A 17,703-nucleotide genomic window follows, 5' to 3' on the forward strand; every position below is an offset into this window, starting at 1 on the left:
TTGCCCTCTGTTGCGGTTACCCGAAGGGGAGCTGTTCAGATGCAGCGCCCGCCGTCCACTTCCATCGCGACGCCGGTGATCATGCTGGCCTCGTCCGAGCACAGGAAACAGGCGGCGTTGCCCATGTCCTCGGGGGTGGAAAAGCGGCCGATCGGAATGGTCGACAGGAATTTCGCGCGCATCTCGGGTGTGTCCTCGCCCATGAAACTGGCCAGCAGCGGCGTTTCCCCCGCCACCGGGCACAGCGCGTTGACGCGCACCTGCCGGGGCGCGAGTTCCACCGCCATCGTCTTGGTCGCCGTGATCATCCAGCCTTTGGACGCGTTATACCAGTTGAGGTTCGGGCGTGGCGACAGCCCGGCGGTGGAGGCCACGTTCAGGATCGCGCCGCCGCGGGGTTTCATATGCGGCACCAGCGCGCGGGCGGTCAGGTAGACGGATTTGCAGTTCACCAGGAAAACGTGGTCGAATTCCTCGTCCGTCACGTCCTCCATCGGTTTGGGCATATGCGTGACGCCGGCGTTGTTCACCAGGATGTCGACATGCCCCATCCGCGACAGCGCGGTTTCGGCCATGTCGGCCACCGCGCCGCCATTGGCCACGTTGCAGGCGTATCCGAAGGCGCCGCCGCCCACCTCTTCGGCAAGGCCGTCGGCGCCGTCGGCGTTGAGGTCCACGATCATCACCCGCGCGCCTTCGGCCGCGAACTTGCGCACGATGCCGGCGCCGAAACCGCTGGCGCCGCCGGTGACGATGGCGGTTTTTCCGTCGAGTCTCATTGTCTTCTTCTCCTTGCTGATGCGGCACGCTCAGGGGCGGGCCGCGGTCCATTGAATGTCGTCTATGCCCACCAGGCGCCCGAAGCGGGCGAGTTCGGTGTCCAGTTTTCCCACCCGCGCCGCGCCCCATTTCACGCGCGGTTCCGGCCAGAATCCGGTGACGCGCATGAGGCCCGCCGCCCGGTCTGCCTTGATCTCGATCCGGCCCACGAAACGGTCGCCCTCCAGCAGCGGGTAGACGTAATAGCCCCAGCGGCGGCGGGCGGCGGGCACGAACATTTCGTTGCGGTAGTCGAAGCCGAAAAGCCGGGCCAGCCGGTCGCGGTCGCGGATGGCGGGATCGAACGGGTTGAGGATGCGCAGCCGCGTGGTGGCGGCGGGTGCGCGGGCAAGGCGCGTTTCGATGTCGGGATGCGCCAGCGCGTCGCGCCACGTGCCATCGGCGCACTGGATGCGCACCGGCACGGTGTCGGCCTGCGCGGCCCAGCCGCGGGTTTCGGGCGCGGTGGCGACGCCCCAGAACCGCTGTACCTCGCCGGGGGTGGCGACGCTCAGCCGGTCGAGCGCGTCATCGCCCAGCCGCAGCAGGGCATGGGCATCCTCGGCGGGGTCATGACCGGGGAACACCCGTTCGCCCAGGTCGTAAAACTTGACGAAATTCTCGCGGTGCGACGTGGCGAGGCGCCCGGCATACCACATCTGGTCCAGCGCCTTTTTATGCGGCGGGCGGGCCCACATCTCGCGGCTTTCCGCCTTGGTGTCGAAGGCGTGGGTCGAGAGCGGCCCCTCTTGCGCGATGCGGTCGCGGATGCGGGCGATTTCCTGCTGGCCGAGCCCCGACTGGTACCATGCCGCGCGCGCCGCACGTTCGCCCAGCCGGCGGAACTGCACCTGCCAGAGCGGCAGCATCTCCACCGGCAGCAGGCTGGCGTCATGGGTGAAATGCTCGAACAGGGCGCGGCCGGCCAGGTGCGGCCACAGCATCCCCTCGCGGTAGTTCTGGTTGCGGGTCCACAGGATGTGGTTATGGGCGCGGGTGACGTTGCGGATCGTGTCGATCTGCAACAGCCCCAGCGCCCGGATCGTGCCCGGCACGTCCACCGGCCCTGTGGGCGCGGGCGACAGCCCGTTCGCCCACAGCCACAGCCGCCGCGCATCGCGGTTGGATATGGCCAGCGGGGCGGTCACCCGTGCCAGGCCGCGACGGTTTTGAGGGTGGTAAAGCCATACATCGCCTCGAACCCCTTTTCGCGGCCGTGGCCGGATTTGCCCATCCCGCCGAAGGGCAGCTCCACCCCGCCGCCCGCGCCGTAATTGTTGATGAAGATCTGCCCCGCCCGCACCTTGCGCGCCAGCCGCATCTGGCGCGCGCCGTTCTGGCTCCAGACGCTTGCGACAAGGCCGTAATCGGTGCCGTTGGCGATCTGCACCGCCTCGTCCTCGTCATCGAAGGGAATGACCACCTGCACGGGTCCGAAGATTTCCGACTGGGCAAGATCGTGATCCGCCGTCACGCCGGAAAACAGCGTGGGCGGCACGTAATAGCCGCCGCCGGGCAGGTCGCCCAGCTGCGCCTGCCCGGCGATTTCCAGGTCCGCGCCCCGGTCGAGATAGCCCGAGACGATCCCCTTCTGCTTGGCCGAGATCAGCGGGCCCACGTCGAGATCGTCCATCGCCGGGCCCACGCGCAGCGCGCCATAGCGTTCGGCCATGCGGTCCAGTAGCTGGTCGTGGATGGCCCGGTGCACAAGGATGCGCGACGAGGCCGAACAGGTCTGGCCGCAGTTCTGGATGCCTGCGTTGACAAGGAAGGGCAGGGCGGCGTCCAGATCGGCATCGTCGAACACGATCTGGGGGGATTTGCCGCCCAGTTCCAGCGTGACGGGGATCACGTTCCTGGCCGCGGCCTCCTGCACCATGATGCCGGTGCCGACCGAGCCGGTAAAGCTGATGTGATGGATACCGGGATGGGCGGTCAGCGCCGCGCCCGCCTCGGCGCCGAGGCCGGGCACGACGTTCAGCACGCCATCGGGCAGGCCGGCGGCCTTGGCCAGGTCGGCAAAGGCCAGCGCGGTCAGGCAGGCATCCTCGGCCGGTTTCAGCACGCAGGTATTGCCGGTGGCCAGCGCCGCGCCGACGGATCGGCCGATGATCTGCATGGGATAGTTCCACGGCACGATATGGCCCGTCACCCCGTGCGGTTCGCGCAGGGTATAGACGGTATAGCCGTCGAGATAGGGGATGGTTTCGCCCATCAGCTTGTCGGCGGCCCCGCCGTAGAATTCGCAATAGCGCGCCAGCGCCACAGCGTCGGCGCGGGCCTGTTTCAGCGGCTTGCCGACGTCCAGCGCCTCGATCCGCGCAAGCTCGTCCACCCGTTCCGTCACCAACTGGCCGAGGCGCAGCAGGATGCGCCCGCGTTCGGCAGCGGACAGGCGGGCCCAGTCGCCATGCCGCGCGGTTTCGGCGGCCTGCACGGCGGCGTCGATATCCCCGGCGGTGCCGCGCGCGATCTCGCCGATCTGCGCGCCGGTCGAGGGGTCGAAAAGCGGCAGGGTGCCGCCCTGTTCCGGGGCCACCCATTGCCCGCCGATCAGGCATTTCGCGGGGTCGAACCAGAGGGGAAGATCAGTGCTCATGTGCCAGTTTCCTTACGTCGTCGGGCAGCTGCGGCGCGGCTGCGATCAGTTGTTGCGTATAGCCGTGTTGCGGGTCGGCAAAGACCCGTTCGGTTTCGCCCTGTTCCACGATCCGGCCCGCCTGCATCACCAGCACGCGGTCGGTGATCGAGCGCACGACGGAAAGGTCGTGAGAGATGAACAGATAGGTCAGCCCGAAGCGGTCGGACAGGTCGGCCAGCAGGTCGAGCACCTGCGCGCGCACGCTGACATCCAGGGCCGATACCGCCTCGTCCAGGATGATCAGGTCGGGCCGGATGATCAGCGCGCGGGCGATGGCGATGCGCTGGCGCTGCCCGCCGGAGAACTCGTGGATATACTTGTCGGCATCGCCCGCCGACAGCCCCACGCTTTCCAGCGCCCCGGCGGTGGCGCGATCGCGCGCGGCGCCGGTGGGCGGATCGTCGAGCAGGTGGAAGGGTTCGCAGACCAGCCGCGCGACCTTGTGACGGGGGTTGAAGCTGCCGTAAGGGTCCTGGAACACCACCTGCATCCGGCGGCGCACCGCGCGGTTGGGCCGGTGCCCGGTAAAGACCGGCTCGCCATCCAGTGCGATGGTGCCGGCCTGCACCTCTTCCAGCCCCAGGATGGCGCGGGTCAGGGTGGATTTGCCGCAGCCGGATTCGCCCACAAGGCCAAGGTTCTCGCCCCGGCGGATATCGAAGCTGACGCCGTCCACCGCGCGGAACGTGCCGGGCTTGCCCCACAGCCCCTTGCGTGGGGTGGGATAGTCGCGCACCACGTCGCGCACCCGCAGCAGCGGCGTGTCCTGCGGTGTGCCCTCGCGGTCGGGCACGTGGTCGGATGCCGCCAGCAGCGCCAGCGAATAGGGGTGCTGCATCCCGCGCAGCAGGGTTTGCGTCGGCCCCTGTTCCACCACCTCGCCCCGGCGCATGATGACGATGTGATCGGCCATGTCGGCCACCACCGCCAGGTCGTGGCTGATCATCAGCAGGCCCATCCCGTCCTCCTGCACCAGCCGTTTCAGCAGGGTCAGGATCTCGGCCTGCGTGGTCACGTCCAGCGCGGTGGTGGGTTCGTCCGCGATCAGCAGTTTGGGGCGCAGGGCGATGGCCATCGCGATCACCACACGCTGCCGCTGCCCGCCCGACAGCTCGTGCGGGTAGCGCGACAGCGGGAACCGGTCCTGCGGCAGCTCGACGCGGCGCAGGGCCTCGGCCGCGCGTTTGCGGGCGTCTTCGGCGGTGGTGCGTTCGTGGATCAGGATGGTTTCGGCCACCTGCTCGCCTATGGTCTTGAGCGGGTTCAGCGCGGTCATCGGTTCCTGGAACACCATCGACACGTCGTTGCCGCGCAGCCGGCACAGGTGATCCTCGGACAGCGCCAGTATTTCATGCCCCGACAGCGAGATGCGCCCGGAACAGACCGATCCCTGCGGCAGCAGTTGCATGACCGAGAACGCGGTCATCGACTTGCCCGAGCCGCTTTCGCCGATCACGCCGACGATCTGGCCGGCATCGACCGACAGCGACACGTCGCGCAGGATCGGGGTGCCGCGAATATCCAGCGACAGGGTGTCGATCTGCAGCAGGGTCATTGCCGATCCCTCCTGAGCCTGGGGTCGAGGAGGTCGCGCAGCCCATCGCCCATCAGGTTCAGCCCCAGCACGGTCAGCAGGATCGCAAGGCCGGGAAACAGCGCCATGTGGGGGGCGAAGCTGACCATCGTCTGGCTGTCGGCCAGCATCCGGCCCCAGCTGGGTGTGGGCGGCTGCGCGCCGAGCCCGACATAGGACAGCCCCGCCTCGGCCAGGATGCCGAGGCTGAACTGGATCGTGCCCTGCACGATCAGCAGGTTGGTGACGTTGGGCAGGATATGTTCGAAACTGATCCGCGCCGCGCCCTTGCCCGCGACCCGCGCGGCCAGCACGAAATCCCGCGTCCACAGCGACAGCGCGCCCGAGCGCGTCAGCCGCGCGAAGACGGGGATGTTGAAGATGCCGATGGCGATGATCGCGTTCAGCGCCGAGGCGCCGAAAATCGCGGTGATCATGATCGCGATCAGCAGCGAGGGGAAGGCGAAAACCAGGTCGTTGGCGCGCATGATCACCTCGTCCAGCCAGCCGCCCTTGCGCGCGGCGGCGGCCAGCCCCAGCGGCACGCCCAGCCCCATGCCGATGCCGACGGCCACCAGCGCGACGGCGATCGAGGTGCGCGCACCGACCATGATCATGCTCAGGATATCGCGGCCGAAATGATCGGTGCCCAGCGGATGCGCGGGCGAGGGCGGCCTGATCTTGTTGGCGATGTCCATCTGCGTGACGTCCTGCGGCACCCAGGCAAAGCTGATCAGCGCGGCCAGCACGAAAACGGCGGTCAGCCCCGCGCCGAAGGCAAGGTTGCGGTTCATCGGCGCCCCCTCAGCCTCGGATCGACGGCGGCATAGGCCAGATCGACCAGGAAATTCACCAGCACCACCGCAAAGACCAGCAGCATCACCACCGATTCCACCACGATCAGGTCACGCGCCGAGATCGCCTGGAACACCAGCCGCCCGAGGCCGGGCAGGAAGAACACGTTCTCGATGATGATCGCACCGGCCAGAAGAAAGGCGAATTGCAGCCCGATGATGGTCAGCACCGGGATCAGCGCGTTGCGCAGCGCGTGCCGCCACAGCGCCTGCCGGCGCGACAGGCCCTTGGCGCGGGCGGTACGGATGAAATCCTCGTTCAGCGTATCCAGAAGCGACGAGCGCATCACCCGCGCCAGGATCGACGCCTGCGGCAGCGCCAGCGCGATGGCGGGCAGGGTCAGCGATTTCATCGCCGGGAAGAAACCCGCGTCCCAGCCGGCGAAACCGCCCGCGTTGAACCAGCGCAGGTTGATGGCAAAGACCAGCACCATCAGCATGGCGAACCAGAAATTCGGGATCGCCACGCCAAGCTGCGTGATCCCCATCACCACGATATCGGTGGGCTTGCCGCGCCGCGCCGCGGCCCAGATGCCGGCGGGAAAGGCGATCAGCGTCGACAGCGTCAGCGCATAAAGCGCCAGCGGCAGGCTGACCTGCACCCGGTCGAGGATCATCCGCGACACCGGCGTGCGATAGGTGTAGGAGGTGCCGAAATCGCCCACCAGCATCCCGCCCACCCAATCGGTATAGCGTTCCACCGGCCCCTTGTTCAGGCCCAGTTCGTCACGCAGCGCGGCCAGCGTGTCCTCTTGCGCGTTCAGTCCCAGCATGAAGGCCGCCGGATCGCCCGGCACCACCTCGAGCGACAGGAAGATCACCAGCGACGCTACCCAGAGCGTCACCACCAAGGACATCAGCCGTTTCAATGCAAAGCGCAGCATGCCTGCCCGGTTGCCTTTCCCGTCGGAAAAGGGGAAGGGCGCACCCTCCCCCCTTCATCGTTCCCAAAATACTCCCGCCGGAGGCGCAAGTGTCCCGCCGCCCGCGATGCGTGAAACCGCGTCACGGGCGGCGGGGTCTGGTCAGTCTTCCCAGTAGACGCCGGTCAGGTCGGTGGCCTGTGTGGGGGCGTTGGCCCACAGGCCCATGACCTTGGCGTTCGCCACGCTCAGCGCGGCGAGCTGGAAGAGATAGCCGTTGACGTAATCCCCGGCGATCATCTCCTGCGCCTGTTTCAGGATCGCCGAGCGGCCCGCCGGGTCGGTGGTGTTGTTCAGATCCGTCATCAACTGCTGGAAGGCCGGGTTGTCATACTGGAAATAGTAATCCGGCCGGGCGTAGATGTTGATGTCGGCGGGTTCCGTGTGGCTGACGATGGTCAGGCCGAAATCCTTGCCGCGGAACACCTCTTCCAGCCATTGCGGCCATTCCAGGTTGGTGATCTCGGTCTGGATGCCGACCTCGCGCAGCTGGGCGGCGATGATCTCGCCCCCGCGCCGCGCGTAGGAGGGCGGCGGCAGTTTCAGCGTGGTGGTGAACCCGTCGGGAAACCCGGCCTCGGCCAGCAGGGCCTTCGACTTTTCCGGGTCGTAGTCCGACATGCCGGTCAGGTCGACGTAATCGGGGTTGTGCGGCGCGAAATGGGTGCCGATGGGCGTGCCGTATCCGAACATCGCGCCGTCGATGATGGCCTGGCGGTCGATGGCATGGGCCAGCGCCTCGCGCACCTTGACGTTGTCGAAGGGCGGCATCTTGTTGTTGGTGCCCAGGATGGTTTCGCCCTCGGTCGAGCCGACAAGCACCTGGAACCGGGGATCGGCCTCGAACTGCGGCAGGTTCTCCGGCGCGGGGAAGCCCGAAAAGACATGCACGTCCTCGGCCATCACGGCGGCGAAGGCGGCGGTGGGATCGGCGATGAACTTGAAGGTGGCGCGGTCGAGCTTTGCCGGTTCGCCCCAGTAATCGGGATTCTTCACGATCTCGATCCGGTCGCCCTGCACCCAATTGGAGAATTTGAAGGCGCCGGTGCCGACGGGCTGCTGCTTGATACCGTCGATCGACTCGGGCGCGACGATCACCGCGTCGCCCCAGGCCATGTTGAACAGGAAGCTGCCATTGGGCTGCTTCAGCGTCACGCGCACGGTTTGCGGGTCCACCACCTCGACCGTGTCGATATCGGCGAACAGCGCCTTCTGCGCGTTCTGGCTGTCCTCGGCGCGGGCGCGGTCGAGGCTGAATTTCACGTCCTCGGCATCCATCGCGGTGCCGTCATGGAAGCTTACGCCGCTGCGCAGGGTGAAGGTGTAGACGGTGCCGTCCTCTGAAATCTCCCAGCTTTCCGCCAGCCCCGGCACGACCGAGCCGTCGGACATGAATCGCGTCAGCCCTTCGAAGACGTTGGAATAGAGCACGCTGTCGATCGCGCCCGCCGCCGCGCTGGTCGGGTCGAGATGCGGCGGTTCGAGCTGCATCCCCACCACCAGATCGGTTCTGGCCTGCGCCCATCCGACACTGGCCACCACTGCCGCGGCGCTCAGTGCGCCGGCTCGCAACCATCCAGAAAACATTGCAAAATCTCCCTGTTGCCCCGGCGCACACCGCGCGGCCGGGTCCGCGGCGCCGAGTGTTCACCTTATGACCGGCATAATCAAGTCACCGATACGACCGAAATCCTGTGGACGCCCCCGCGCAATATTGTTACCCAGCCGGCCATCCCGGCCGCCGCCGCGCGGCCCAGCCCCGGACCCCGAAGATGACCGCCGACAGCCACCGACCCGCCCCCATCGTCCGAACCCTGCCGGACCTGCGCGCCCTTACCCGGCGCTGGCGCGACGCGGGCGAAACCATCGGCGTGGTGCCGACCATGGGTGCGCTGCACCAGGGTCATCTGAGCCTTGCGCGCGCCGCCCGCGCCGATTGCAGCCGGGTGATCGTGACGATCTTCGTGAACCCGCGGCAGTTCAACAACCCCGAGGACCTGGCCGCCTATCCCCGGACCGAGGACGAGGACGCGCGCAAGCTGGCGCCGATCGGCGTCGACGCGATCTATGTGCCGGACGGCGCGCAGGTCTATCCCGAGGGGTTTGCCACCACGGTATCGGTCACGGGGCTGACCGGGATGCTGTGCGGGGCGCACCGGCCCGGCCACTTCGACGGCATGGCCACAGTGGTCGCCAAGCTTTTCCTGCAGACATCGGCCGACCGGGCCTATTTCGGGCAGAAGGATTACCAGCAGTTGCAGGTCGTCACCCGCATGGCGCGCGATCTGGATATCCCGATCGAGGTGGTCGGTTGCCCCACCATCCGCGAAGAGGACGGGCTGGCCATGTCCTCGCGCAACCTGCTGCTGTCGGACCGGGCGCGCATCCACGCGCCGGTGCTGCACGAGGTGATGGCGCAGATGGCGGCCGACCTGCGCGCGGGCGCCGACGTGACCACGCTGCGCCCAGCGGCCCTTGCGCGGCTGGACAGCGCGGGGTTTACCGGGGTGGATTACCTGGAGCTGCGCGCCGCCGAAGGGCTTGCGCTGCTGGAGCGCCCCGACCGGCCCGCACGGCTGTTCGCGGCGGCCTGGCTGGCCGGTGTCCGGCTGATCGACAATATCGCGGTCTGAACCGGCAGCGCCCCCGCCCGGCCGCGCGCGCGTGGCGGCGGCAGGAGCCTCCGGCGGGGATATTTCCCGAGAGAGGAAGGCAGGGCGCGGCATGTCAGTGACCGGGCGCCAGAAGCTCGGCCAGCGACAGGGCCATGATCTTGGCGCTGTCCACCATATCGTCGATGCCGACATATTCGTCCGGTTTATGCGCCAGGTCGAGGATGCCCGGCCCGTAGGCGATGCAGTTCTTCAGCCGCCCGATCCGGTCGATATGTTTCTGGTCATAGGTGCCGGGGCTGACCACGTATTGCGGATCGGTGGCCAGAACATCGGTGATCGCGCGGGCCACGGTCTGCACCACCGGCGCGCTTTTTTCGGTCATCGTGGGCAGGACGCGCTGCAATTCGCGCACGTCGTAGCTGAACGTGGCGCGGCGTTCCTTGACCGCGCGCAGGATGGCGTGGATTTCCTCCTGCACCTCGTCGATGTCTTCCTCGATCAGGAAACGGCGGTCGATCACCATGCGGCAGCTGTCGGGCACGCAAGGGCTGGGCAGGCCGGTGTAGTCGGGGTCCTGCTCGGCCTCGCCGCCGTGGATCGAGTTGATGTTGAGCGTAGATTGACGCGCGCCTTCGGGTACCACGGGCATGTCGGTGCGTTTCTGCGCCAGCGCGGGGAACAGCGTTTCCTCCATCTCGTGCATGACTGCGCCCATGTGACGGACCGCGCAATCGCCCAGGAACGGCATCGAGCCGTGGGCGATTTCGCCGTAGGTTTCGATCTCGGCCCACCAGACGCCGCGATGGCCCAGGCAGATGCGATCCTTGTTCAGCGGCTCGGGGATGATGACGTGCTGCACGCGCGCGGGATCGAAATAACCCTTTTCGGCAAGGTAGGCGACACCGCCGAAACCGCCGGATTCCTCGTCCGCCGTGCCGCTGATCTCGATCGCGCCGGCATAGTCGGGGCAGATGGCTATGAACGCCTCGGCGGCGACGATGCTGGCGGCCAGCCCGCCCTTCATGTCGCAGGCGCCGCGGCCATAGACCTTGCCATCCTTCACCTCGCCGCCGAAGGGATCGGTCGTCCAGCCGCGGCCGACCTCGACCACGTCGATATGGCTGTTGAAATGCACGCATTCGCCGGGCCGGGCGCCCTCGCGGCGGGCGACGATGTTCCAGCGCGGGTACTTGTCGCTGTCGCCCTTGGCCCCCTGGGCGCGCACCAGTTCGGTGTGAAAGCCCGATTTCAGCAGGCGCCGGTCGAGGTAGTCGCAGATTTCGCGGTAATTCTGGCCCGGCGGGTTCAGGGTGGGGATGCGGATCAGGTCGCGGCAGAGCGCGGTCAGGTCGTCGCGGCGTGCCTCGATTTCTGCGGTCAGCTTGTCTTTCAGCGTCATCTTGCGGTCCCTTGCTGGCAGGGTGGAAGAATGCGCGGGTGACACTACGGTGTGAATACCGTAGGATTACGGGCATGGAGGATCTGGCCCATATCGCCTTCGACGCCGCCCCGATCGGCCTGGTGCTGACCGAGGACCGGGTGATCCGTGCCTGCAACGCCACTTTCGCAGAGATGTCGGGCCACGCGTCCGACGCGCTGCTGGGGCAGAGTTTCCGCATCTTTTATGACAGCGATGCGGGGTTCACGCAGGTGCGCGATATCGGGCTGGAGGCGCTGCGCCGTGACGGGGCCTATTGCGACGAGCGGATGCTGCGCCGCGCCGACGGCACGACGATCTGGTGCCGGTTCCGCGCCCGCACGCTGACGCCCGATGCGCCGCTGGCCCGCATGGTGCTGAGCTTTGCGCCCATCGCGGACGCCCCCGCCGGCCCGTCGCTGACCCCGCGCGAACGTGACGTGCTGACATGGCTGGCGCGGGGCATGACCTCGAAAGAGATCGCCAAGGCGCTGGACCTGTCGCCCCGCACGGTCGAGGACGTGCGCGCGCGGCTTTTGCGCAAGTTCGGGGTGCCGAACGCCACCCGCCTTCTGGCGCGGCTCAGCCGGTCGGGGTGATCGGTTACGCAATTCTACGCATTGACAGCTTGGCCCCCCTTCGCCGCATGATGGCGGGGCAGAACAGAGAACCGGCGCCGTTGCGCGCCGGAGGGAGGAACCAAGATGAAACGCATGTTTGCGGCGGGCCTCGTGTCCACGCTGGCGCTGGCAAATGCCGCGCTGGCCGATATCACCATCGCCCATATCTATGGCAAGACCGGCCCGCTCGAGGCTTATGCCAAGCAATCCCATGACGGGCTGATGATGGGGCTGGAATACGCCACCGGCGGCACGATGGAGATCAACGGCGAAAAGATCGTCGTGATCGAGAAGGACACGCAGCTGAAGCCCGAGAACGGCAAGGCGCTGCTGGAAGAGGCCTATGGCGACGACGAGGTCGACCTGGCCATCGGCCCGGTCAGTTCCGGCGTGGCGCTGGCGATGCTGCCGGTGGCCGAGGAATACGAGAAGATCCTGATCGTGCACCCGGCCGTGGCCGACAGCGTTACCGGCGAGAACTGGAACCGCTATATCTTCCGCACCGGGCGCAACTCGTCCCAGGACGCGGTGGCGCAGGCCATCGCGATGGCGGGAGAGGGCGTCAAGATCGCCACGCTGGCGCAGGATTATGCCTTTGGCCATGACGGGATCGCCGCGTTCCGCGAGGCACTGGAGGGCACCGGCGCCGAAATCGTGCACGAGGAATACGTGCCCACCGACACCACCGATTTCACCGCGGCGGGCGAACGCATCTTCAACGCCATGAAGGATCTGGAGGGCGACAAGAAGGTGTTCGTCCTCTGGGCCGGGGGCGGCAACCCGATGGGCAAGCTGAACGCGATGGACCCGGGCCGCTTCGGGATCGAACTGGCGACCGGGGGCAACATCCTTGCCGCGCTGAGCGGCTACAAGGAGTTCCCGGGCATGGAGGGCGCGATCTATTACTACTATGAACTGCCCGACAACGAGGTAAACGACTGGCTGGTCGAAGAGCACCAGGCCCGGTTCGGCAGCCCGCCCGATTTCTTCACCGCCGGCGGCATGACGACGGGCATCGCCGTGGTCGAGGCCATCAAGAAGGCCGGCAGCACCGATACCGAGGCGCTGATTTCCGCGATGGAAGGCATGGAATGGATGACGCCCAAGGGCATGATGACATTCCGCGCCGAGGATCACCAGGCGCTGCAATCCATGTATCACTTCAAGATCCGCGTGGATGACAGCGTGGAATGGGCGATCCCCGACCTGGTCAGGGAACTGACCATCGACGATCTGCCGATCCCGGTCCGCAACCAGTAACGCACAGCGCGCGGGCCGGTTCGCCCCGGCCCGCGCGATACGGGGATTTCCATGAGCAGGGTCATTCTGGAAACGCACGACCTGACCGTGCGCTTTGGCGGGCATGTGGCGGTGGATGCCGTCACCTGCGCCTTTCGCGCCGGTGAGCTGACGGCCATCGTCGGGCCGAACGGCGCGGGCAAGACCACCTATTTCAACCTGATTTCGGGGCAGATCCCGGTCAGCGCGGGGCGTGTCGTGCTGAACGGGCGCGACATCACCCGCGACAGCGTGGCCCACCGCACCCGTGCGGGTATCGGGCGGGCGTTCCAGTTGACCAACCTTTTTCCCAATCTCAGCGTGCTGGAAAACGTGCGGCTGGTGATCCAGTCCAAGGCGGGGTTGGGGTATCGGCTGTTGTCGATGGCTTCGGGTCATTCCGAGGTCACGGACAAGGCTGTGGCGATCCTCGACCGGGTGCGGCTTTATGAGAAACGCGCGCAACTGGTCAGCGAGTTGTCGCATGGCGATCAGCGCAAGCTTGAGGTGGCGCTGCTGATCGCGCTCGACCCGGCGGTCTACATGTTCGACGAACCCACCGCGGGGATGAGCGTGGACGAGGCGCCCGTGGTGCTGGACCTGATTGCCGACCTGAAGGCGCAGAAGGACCGCACGATCCTGCTGGTCGAGCACAAGATGGACGTGATCGCCCGGCTGGCCGACCGCATCATCGTGCTGCACAACGGCGCGCTGGCCGCCGATGGCGACCCGGCCGAGGTTATTGCCAGCGACGTGGTGCAGGAGGCGTATATGGGCAAGGAACTGACCGATGTCTGACCCGATGCTGCGCCTCTCGGGCGTCTATACCGACATTGCCCAGTATCACATCCTGCAAGGCGTGAATTTCGACGTGCCGCGCGGGCAGGTCACCATGCTGCTTGGGCGCAACGGGGTGGGCAAGACCACCAGCCTGCGCACGATCATGGGCCACTGGCGGGCCCGGGCGGGGCAGATCCTGCTGGACGGGCAGGATATCGCCGCGCTGCCCACGCCCGCGATTGCCCGGCTGGGCGTCGGATATGTGCCCGAGAACATGGGGATCTTCAGCGATCTGACGGTCGAGGAAAACATGATCCTGGCCGCCAGTTCCGGGCCGCTGGACCGCACGCGGCTGGACTGGCTGTTCAGCGTCTTTCCGCCGTTGCAGACATTCTGGAAGGGTCACGCCGGCAACCTGTCGGGCGGGCAGAAGCAGATGCTGTCCATCGCCCGCGCGATGGTCGAGGAGCGGCGGCTTTACCTGATCGACGAGCCGACCAAGGGGCTGGCCCCCGCCATCGTATCGACGATGGCGGGCGCGCTGCGGCAGCTGAAGGATCAGGGCGCGTCGATCCTGCTGGTGGAACAGAATTTCAGCGTCGCCCGCGCGCTGGGCGACAGCGCGGTGGTGATGGACGATGGCCGCGTGGTCTGGACCGGCGCGATGGCCGAACTGGCCGGCGACGCCGCATTGCAGGAACGCCTGATGGGGCTGAGCATGGAGGCAGGGCATTGATCGCGTGTCGCAAGCGCCATAGTCGAAAGGAGGTGCCGCATGACCGCCGCGCCTGACCATACGCCCACCATGTCGCGCGCCGGGCTGGCCGAGCGCCTGGGCCCCTATATCCCCGTGCTGCTGATCCCGGCGATCATGGCCTTCGGGCTGATCTTCATCCCGTCGATGTCGTCCTGGCTGACGCTGACCGTATCGGGGCTGGCGATGGGGATGATGATCTTCATCATGGCGTCGGGCATGACGCTGGTCTTCGGCCTGATGGACGTGATCAATTTCGGGCATGGCGTGTTCATCTCGGTCGGTGCCTTTGTCGGCATCTCGATCCTGCTGGTGCTGGGACACATGACCGAAGCGCCGTCGCTGGCGCTGAACCTGGCCGCGATCCTGGCCGCCGTGCTGGCTGCGATGGCCGCCACCGGCGTTCTGGGCTGGGCGTTCGAGCGGGTGATCGTCAAACCCGTTTACGGTGCGCATCTCAAACAGATTCTTGTCACGATGGGCGGGCTGATCGTGGTGGAGCAGCTGATCATCGTGCTGTGGGGGCCCGAAGAGATCTATATCCTGCGGCCCGAGGCGCTGCGCGGCGCGATCACCTTTGCCGGGGCCGCGATGGAGAAATACCGCCTGCTGGCCGTGGGCATCGGGGCGGTGCTGTTCCTGGTCATGCGCTACACCCTGCGGCGCACCAAGATCGGGCTGATCGTGCGCGCGGGCGTCGAAAACGGCGAGATGGTCGAGGCGCTGGGATACCGGTTGCGGCTGGTCTTCGTGGGCGTGTTCATCGCCGGGTCGGCGCTGGCGGGGCTGGGCGGCGTGATGTGGGGCCTGTATCAAGAGGTCATCACCGCCCATATGGGCCAGCAGATCATGATCCTGATCTTCATCGTCGTCATCATCGGCGGGCTCGGTTCGGTCGAGGGCTGTTTCATCGGCGCGCTGCTGGTGGGGCTGTTGCAGAACTACATCGCGTTTCTCGAGCCCAAGCTGGCGCTGATTTCCAATATCGGCCTGATGGTCGCCATCCTGATGTGGCGCCCGCAGGGCATGATCCCGGTGGTAAAGGCAAAATGATCGTGAAACTCCTGTCCGGCGACACGCCCCGCAGCCCGGTCCTGGCGGTGATCCTGCTGGCGATCCTTGTCGCGCTGGCCTTTGCGCCCTTCCTGTTTCCCGGCGTGCGCTCGGTCGATACGGCGGCGCGCATCTGCATTTTCATCGTGCTGGTCGCCAGTTACGACCTGATGCTGGGCTATGGCGGGATCGTCAGCTTCGCGCATACGATGTTCTTCGGCATGGGTGCCTATGGCGTGGCGCTTGCCAGCACGCATATGGGGCGCGGGTTCGACGCGGTGGCTGTGGGTGCGCTGTCGGGCGCACTGCTGGCGGCGGCCATCGCGTTCCTGATCGGGCTGTTCAGCCTGCGGGTCAGGGCGATCTTTTTCGCAATGATCACGCTGGCCGTGGCCAGTGCCGTTGCCGTGCTGGTCAGCCAGCTTTCGGGCCTGACGGGCGGCGAGGACGGGCTGAGCTTCCAGACCCCGCGCGCGCTGACCCCGGCCTTCCGGTTCGGGGACGAGCTGTTCGGGGTCAGGCTGAACGGCCGGCTGCTGGCCTATTACCTGATCTTCGGGGTGTCGCTGATCCTGTTCCTTCTGATGTTGCGGGTCGTGAACTCGCCCTTCGGGCGGGTGCTGCAGGCGATCCGCGAAAACGATTTCCGGGCCGAGGCGATCGGCTATCGCGTGGTCGGCTACCGCGTGACGGTGACCTGCCTGTCGGCCTTCATCGCGGCGCTGGCGGGGGCGCTTTACGCGATCTGGCTCCGCTATGTCGGGCCGGATACGGTGCTGAGCTTCGATATCATGGTGGATATCCTGCTGATGGTCGTCATCGGTGGCATGGGCACGATGTATGGCGCGGTGATCGGCGCGGCGTTGCTGGTGCTGGCGCAGAACTACCTTCAGGCGCTGATGGGCATGGCCGCCGGCGCGGTGGCGGGGCTGCCGGTTTTGCCGGAGCTGATGAATGCCGACCGCTGGCTGCTGTGGCTGGGCGTGCTGTTCGTTCTCAGCATCTATTTCTTCCCCACCGGTATCGTCGGGCGGTTGCGGCAGCGGCGGCAGGGCAGGGCGGCGCAGGGTCGTTAACGCCTTAAGCGTCTTGCATCTTCGGTCCGCGCGTGCCACCCAATTGCCGGACGTCAGGGAGGAAGGCGGATGAAACTGGGGATGGTGCTGCTGTGCGCAGCCTATGTTCTGAGCCAATTTTTCCGTGCCTTTCTGGCGGTTCTCACCAATGCGCTGGAGCGTGATGTCGGGGCCACGCCCGACGACCTGGCCTTTGCCTCGGGCATGTGGTTCCTGGTTTTCGCGCTGATGCAGCTTCCCATAGGCGAGGCGCTGGACCGGGTCGGCCCGCGCCGCACGGCGGCGATCCTGCTGGCGCTGGGCGGTGGCGGCGGCGCGGCGATATTCGCGCTGGCGACGACGCCGGTGCATATCTCGGTCGCCATGGCGCTGATCGGGGTGGGGTGTTCGCCGGTGCTGATGGCGTCCTACTATATCTTCGCGCGGATGTTCCCGCCGGCGATGTTCGCCACGCTGGGCGCGGCGATGATCGGCGTCGGGTCCATCGGCAACCTTGCCAGCGCCGCGCCGCTGGCCTGGGCGATCGAGGCGTTCGGCTGGCGCGAAAGCCTGTGGGCGCTGTCGGCGATCTCGGTCCTCGTGGCGGTCGGTGTCTGGGCCGTGGTGCAGGACCCGCCCCGTGCCGAAGGGGCCGAGGGCGGCAGCGTGCTGGCGGTGCTGAAAATCCCCGCGCTGTGGCTGATCCTGCCGCTGCTGGCGGTCAACTATGCCCCGGCGGCGGGTCTGCGGGGGCTGTGGGTGGGGCCATACCTGTCGGATGTCTATGGCGCGACCGCACAGGTGATCGGCACCGCGACCCTGATCATGGGGTTGGTCATGGTGGTGGCGGTTTTCGTCTACGGCCCGCTCGACCGGCTGTTCGGCACCCGAAAATGGGTGGTGGTGGGCGGCAACACGGCGGGGATCGTCGCCTGCGGTATCCTGGCCCTGACGCCCGAACCGGGATACTGGCCGTCGGTCATTCTTTGCGCGGCGATCGCCATGTTCGGGCTCAGCTATCCGGTCATCATGGCACATGGGCGCAGCTTTCTGCCGCCGCACCTGACCGGGCGGGGCGTGACGCTGATGAACCTGTTTTCCATCGGTGGCGTGGGGCTGTTCCAGGTGATCACCGGGCGGCTGTATTCGGCAGCGGCGGCCACCACCGAAAGCGCGGTCGCGCCCTATCAGCTTTTGTTCGGTTTCTTCGCGGCGATCCTTGCGCTGGGCATGATCCCCTACCTGTTCAGCCGCGACCGGCTGGACTGATCGGCCCTTTCCCTTGGCCCTGCGCTCATGTATTGAGCGCGCGTCCTGAAAC

16 protein-coding genes are annotated in these 17,703 nt (G+C 66.8%); 8 read left to right on the top strand and 8 right to left on the bottom strand.

Going from position 1 to position 17,703, the window contains the following annotated elements; all coding sequences use genetic code 11:
* Positions 1-35: 35 nt before the first annotated feature.
* The 7 genes from F3H87_RS07870 to F3H87_RS07900 form a co-directional block, all read right to left on the bottom strand.
* Positions 36-779, bottom strand: coding sequence for an SDR family oxidoreductase (locus F3H87_RS07870; RefSeq protein ID WP_149788030.1), 744 nt, complete (start codon positions 777-779; stop codon positions 36-38).
* Positions 780-809: 30 nt separating this feature from the next.
* Positions 810-1,967 carry a winged helix-turn-helix domain-containing protein gene (locus F3H87_RS07875; RefSeq protein WP_149788031.1) on the bottom strand — a complete coding sequence of 386 codons (1,158 nt, stop codon included), beginning with the start codon at positions 1,965-1,967 and terminating at the stop codon, positions 810-812.
* On the bottom strand, positions 1,964-3,418 hold the full coding sequence (locus F3H87_RS07880; protein ID WP_149788032.1) for an aldehyde dehydrogenase family protein: 1,455 nt from the start codon (positions 3,416-3,418) through the stop codon (positions 1,964-1,966). Before F3H87_RS07880 ends, F3H87_RS07875 begins: the two co-directional genes overlap by 4 nt.
* Positions 3,408-5,015 (bottom strand): ABC transporter ATP-binding protein, encoded by a 1,608-nt coding sequence (locus F3H87_RS07885; protein WP_149788033.1) that lies wholly within the window; start codon positions 5,013-5,015, stop codon positions 3,408-3,410. The genes F3H87_RS07880 and F3H87_RS07885 overlap by 11 nt, the downstream gene beginning before the upstream one ends.
* Complete coding sequence (locus tag F3H87_RS07890) at positions 5,012-5,827, bottom strand: ABC transporter permease (RefSeq protein ID WP_149788034.1); 816 nt, start codon at positions 5,825-5,827, stop codon at positions 5,012-5,014. Before F3H87_RS07890 ends, F3H87_RS07885 begins: the two co-directional genes overlap by 4 nt.
* Complete coding sequence (locus tag F3H87_RS07895; protein ID WP_149788035.1) at positions 5,824-6,771, bottom strand: ABC transporter permease; 948 nt, start codon at positions 6,769-6,771, stop codon at positions 5,824-5,826. Before F3H87_RS07895 ends, F3H87_RS07890 begins: the two co-directional genes overlap by 4 nt.
* A gap of 141 nt (positions 6,772-6,912) precedes the next feature.
* On the bottom strand, positions 6,913-8,397 hold the full coding sequence (locus F3H87_RS07900; protein ID WP_149788036.1) for an ABC transporter substrate-binding protein: 1,485 nt from the start codon (positions 8,395-8,397) through the stop codon (positions 6,913-6,915).
* A gap of 185 nt (positions 8,398-8,582) precedes the next feature.
* On the opposite strand from F3H87_RS07900, the gene panC reads away from it, so the two are divergent.
* Positions 8,583-9,443 (top strand): pantoate--beta-alanine ligase, encoded by an 861-nt coding sequence (panC, locus tag F3H87_RS07905; protein WP_149788037.1) that lies wholly within the window; start codon positions 8,583-8,585, stop codon positions 9,441-9,443.
* Positions 9,444-9,537: 94 nt separating this feature from the next.
* Here panC and F3H87_RS07910 read toward each other — a convergent pair whose 3' ends face one another.
* Positions 9,538-10,824 carry an acetylornithine deacetylase/succinyl-diaminopimelate desuccinylase family protein gene (locus tag F3H87_RS07910; protein ID WP_149788038.1) on the bottom strand — a complete coding sequence of 429 codons (1,287 nt, stop codon included), beginning with the start codon at positions 10,822-10,824 and terminating at the stop codon, positions 9,538-9,540.
* Positions 10,825-10,898: 74 nt separating this feature from the next.
* Here F3H87_RS07910 and F3H87_RS07915 point away from each other — a divergent pair, with 74 nt between their 5' ends.
* The 7 genes from F3H87_RS07915 to F3H87_RS07945 all read left to right on the top strand — a co-directional run bounded on the left by F3H87_RS07915 (position 10,899) and on the right by F3H87_RS07945 (position 17,651).
* Positions 10,899-11,441 carry a helix-turn-helix transcriptional regulator gene (locus F3H87_RS07915; protein ID WP_149788039.1) on the top strand — a complete coding sequence of 181 codons (543 nt, stop codon included), beginning with the start codon at positions 10,899-10,901 and terminating at the stop codon, positions 11,439-11,441.
* Between the two features lie 105 nt (positions 11,442-11,546).
* Complete coding sequence (locus F3H87_RS07920; RefSeq protein ID WP_149788040.1) at positions 11,547-12,722, top strand: substrate-binding domain-containing protein; 1,176 nt, start codon at positions 11,547-11,549, stop codon at positions 12,720-12,722.
* A gap of 51 nt (positions 12,723-12,773) precedes the next feature.
* Positions 12,774-13,538, top strand: coding sequence for an ABC transporter ATP-binding protein (locus F3H87_RS07925; RefSeq protein WP_149788041.1), 765 nt, complete (start codon positions 12,774-12,776; stop codon positions 13,536-13,538).
* Entirely contained in the window at positions 13,531-14,256 is a 726-nt protein-coding gene (locus tag F3H87_RS07930) for an ABC transporter ATP-binding protein (protein WP_149788042.1), read from the top strand. Before F3H87_RS07925 ends, F3H87_RS07930 begins: the two co-directional genes overlap by 8 nt.
* A 39-nt stretch (positions 14,257-14,295) precedes the next feature.
* Positions 14,296-15,327, top strand: coding sequence for a branched-chain amino acid ABC transporter permease (locus F3H87_RS07935; RefSeq protein ID WP_149788043.1), 1,032 nt, complete (start codon positions 14,296-14,298; stop codon positions 15,325-15,327).
* Positions 15,324-16,403: a branched-chain amino acid ABC transporter permease gene (locus F3H87_RS07940; RefSeq protein ID WP_149788044.1), complete on the top strand. Its 1,080-nt coding sequence runs from the start codon at positions 15,324-15,326 to the stop codon at positions 16,401-16,403. The genes F3H87_RS07935 and F3H87_RS07940 overlap by 4 nt, the downstream gene beginning before the upstream one ends.
* Positions 16,404-16,472: 69 nt before the next feature.
* Entirely contained in the window at positions 16,473-17,651 is a 1,179-nt protein-coding gene (locus F3H87_RS07945) for an MFS transporter (protein ID WP_149788045.1), read from the top strand.
* Positions 17,652-17,703 lie beyond the last annotated feature (52 nt).

Source organism: Lutimaribacter pacificus, assembly GCF_900142185.1.
GTDB classification, from domain to species: domain Bacteria; phylum Pseudomonadota; class Alphaproteobacteria; order Rhodobacterales; family Rhodobacteraceae; genus Lutimaribacter; species Lutimaribacter pacificus.

Coding starts and splice junctions, on each gene's coding strand:
- F3H87_RS07870 (WP_149788030.1), bottom strand. CDS start 779: ATGAGACTCGACGGAAAAACCGCCATCGTCACCGGCGGCGCCAGCGGT.
- F3H87_RS07880 (WP_149788032.1), bottom strand. CDS start 3,418: ATGAGCACTGATCTTCCCCTCTGGTTCGACCCCGCGAAATGCCTGATC.
- F3H87_RS07885 (WP_149788033.1), bottom strand. CDS start 5,015: ATGACCCTGCTGCAGATCGACACCCTGTCGCTGGATATTCGCGGCACC.
- F3H87_RS07890 (WP_149788034.1), bottom strand. CDS start 5,827: ATGAACCGCAACCTTGCCTTCGGCGCGGGGCTGACCGCCGTTTTCGTG.
- F3H87_RS07895 (WP_149788035.1), bottom strand. CDS start 6,771: ATGCTGCGCTTTGCATTGAAACGGCTGATGTCCTTGGTGGTGACGCTC.
- F3H87_RS07900 (WP_149788036.1), bottom strand. CDS start 8,397: ATGTTTTCTGGATGGTTGCGAGCCGGCGCACTGAGCGCCGCGGCAGTG.
- panC (WP_149788037.1), top strand. CDS start 8,583: ATGACCGCCGACAGCCACCGACCCGCCCCCATCGTCCGAACCCTGCCG.
- F3H87_RS07910 (WP_149788038.1), bottom strand. CDS start 10,824: ATGACGCTGAAAGACAAGCTGACCGCAGAAATCGAGGCACGCCGCGAC.
- F3H87_RS07915 (WP_149788039.1), top strand. CDS start 10,899: ATGGAGGATCTGGCCCATATCGCCTTCGACGCCGCCCCGATCGGCCTG.
- F3H87_RS07920 (WP_149788040.1), top strand. CDS start 11,547: ATGAAACGCATGTTTGCGGCGGGCCTCGTGTCCACGCTGGCGCTGGCA.
- F3H87_RS07925 (WP_149788041.1), top strand. CDS start 12,774: ATGAGCAGGGTCATTCTGGAAACGCACGACCTGACCGTGCGCTTTGGC.
- F3H87_RS07930 (WP_149788042.1), top strand. CDS start 13,531: ATGTCTGACCCGATGCTGCGCCTCTCGGGCGTCTATACCGACATTGCC.
- F3H87_RS07935 (WP_149788043.1), top strand. CDS start 14,296: ATGACCGCCGCGCCTGACCATACGCCCACCATGTCGCGCGCCGGGCTG.
- F3H87_RS07940 (WP_149788044.1), top strand. CDS start 15,324: ATGATCGTGAAACTCCTGTCCGGCGACACGCCCCGCAGCCCGGTCCTG.
- F3H87_RS07945 (WP_149788045.1), top strand. CDS start 16,473: ATGAAACTGGGGATGGTGCTGCTGTGCGCAGCCTATGTTCTGAGCCAA.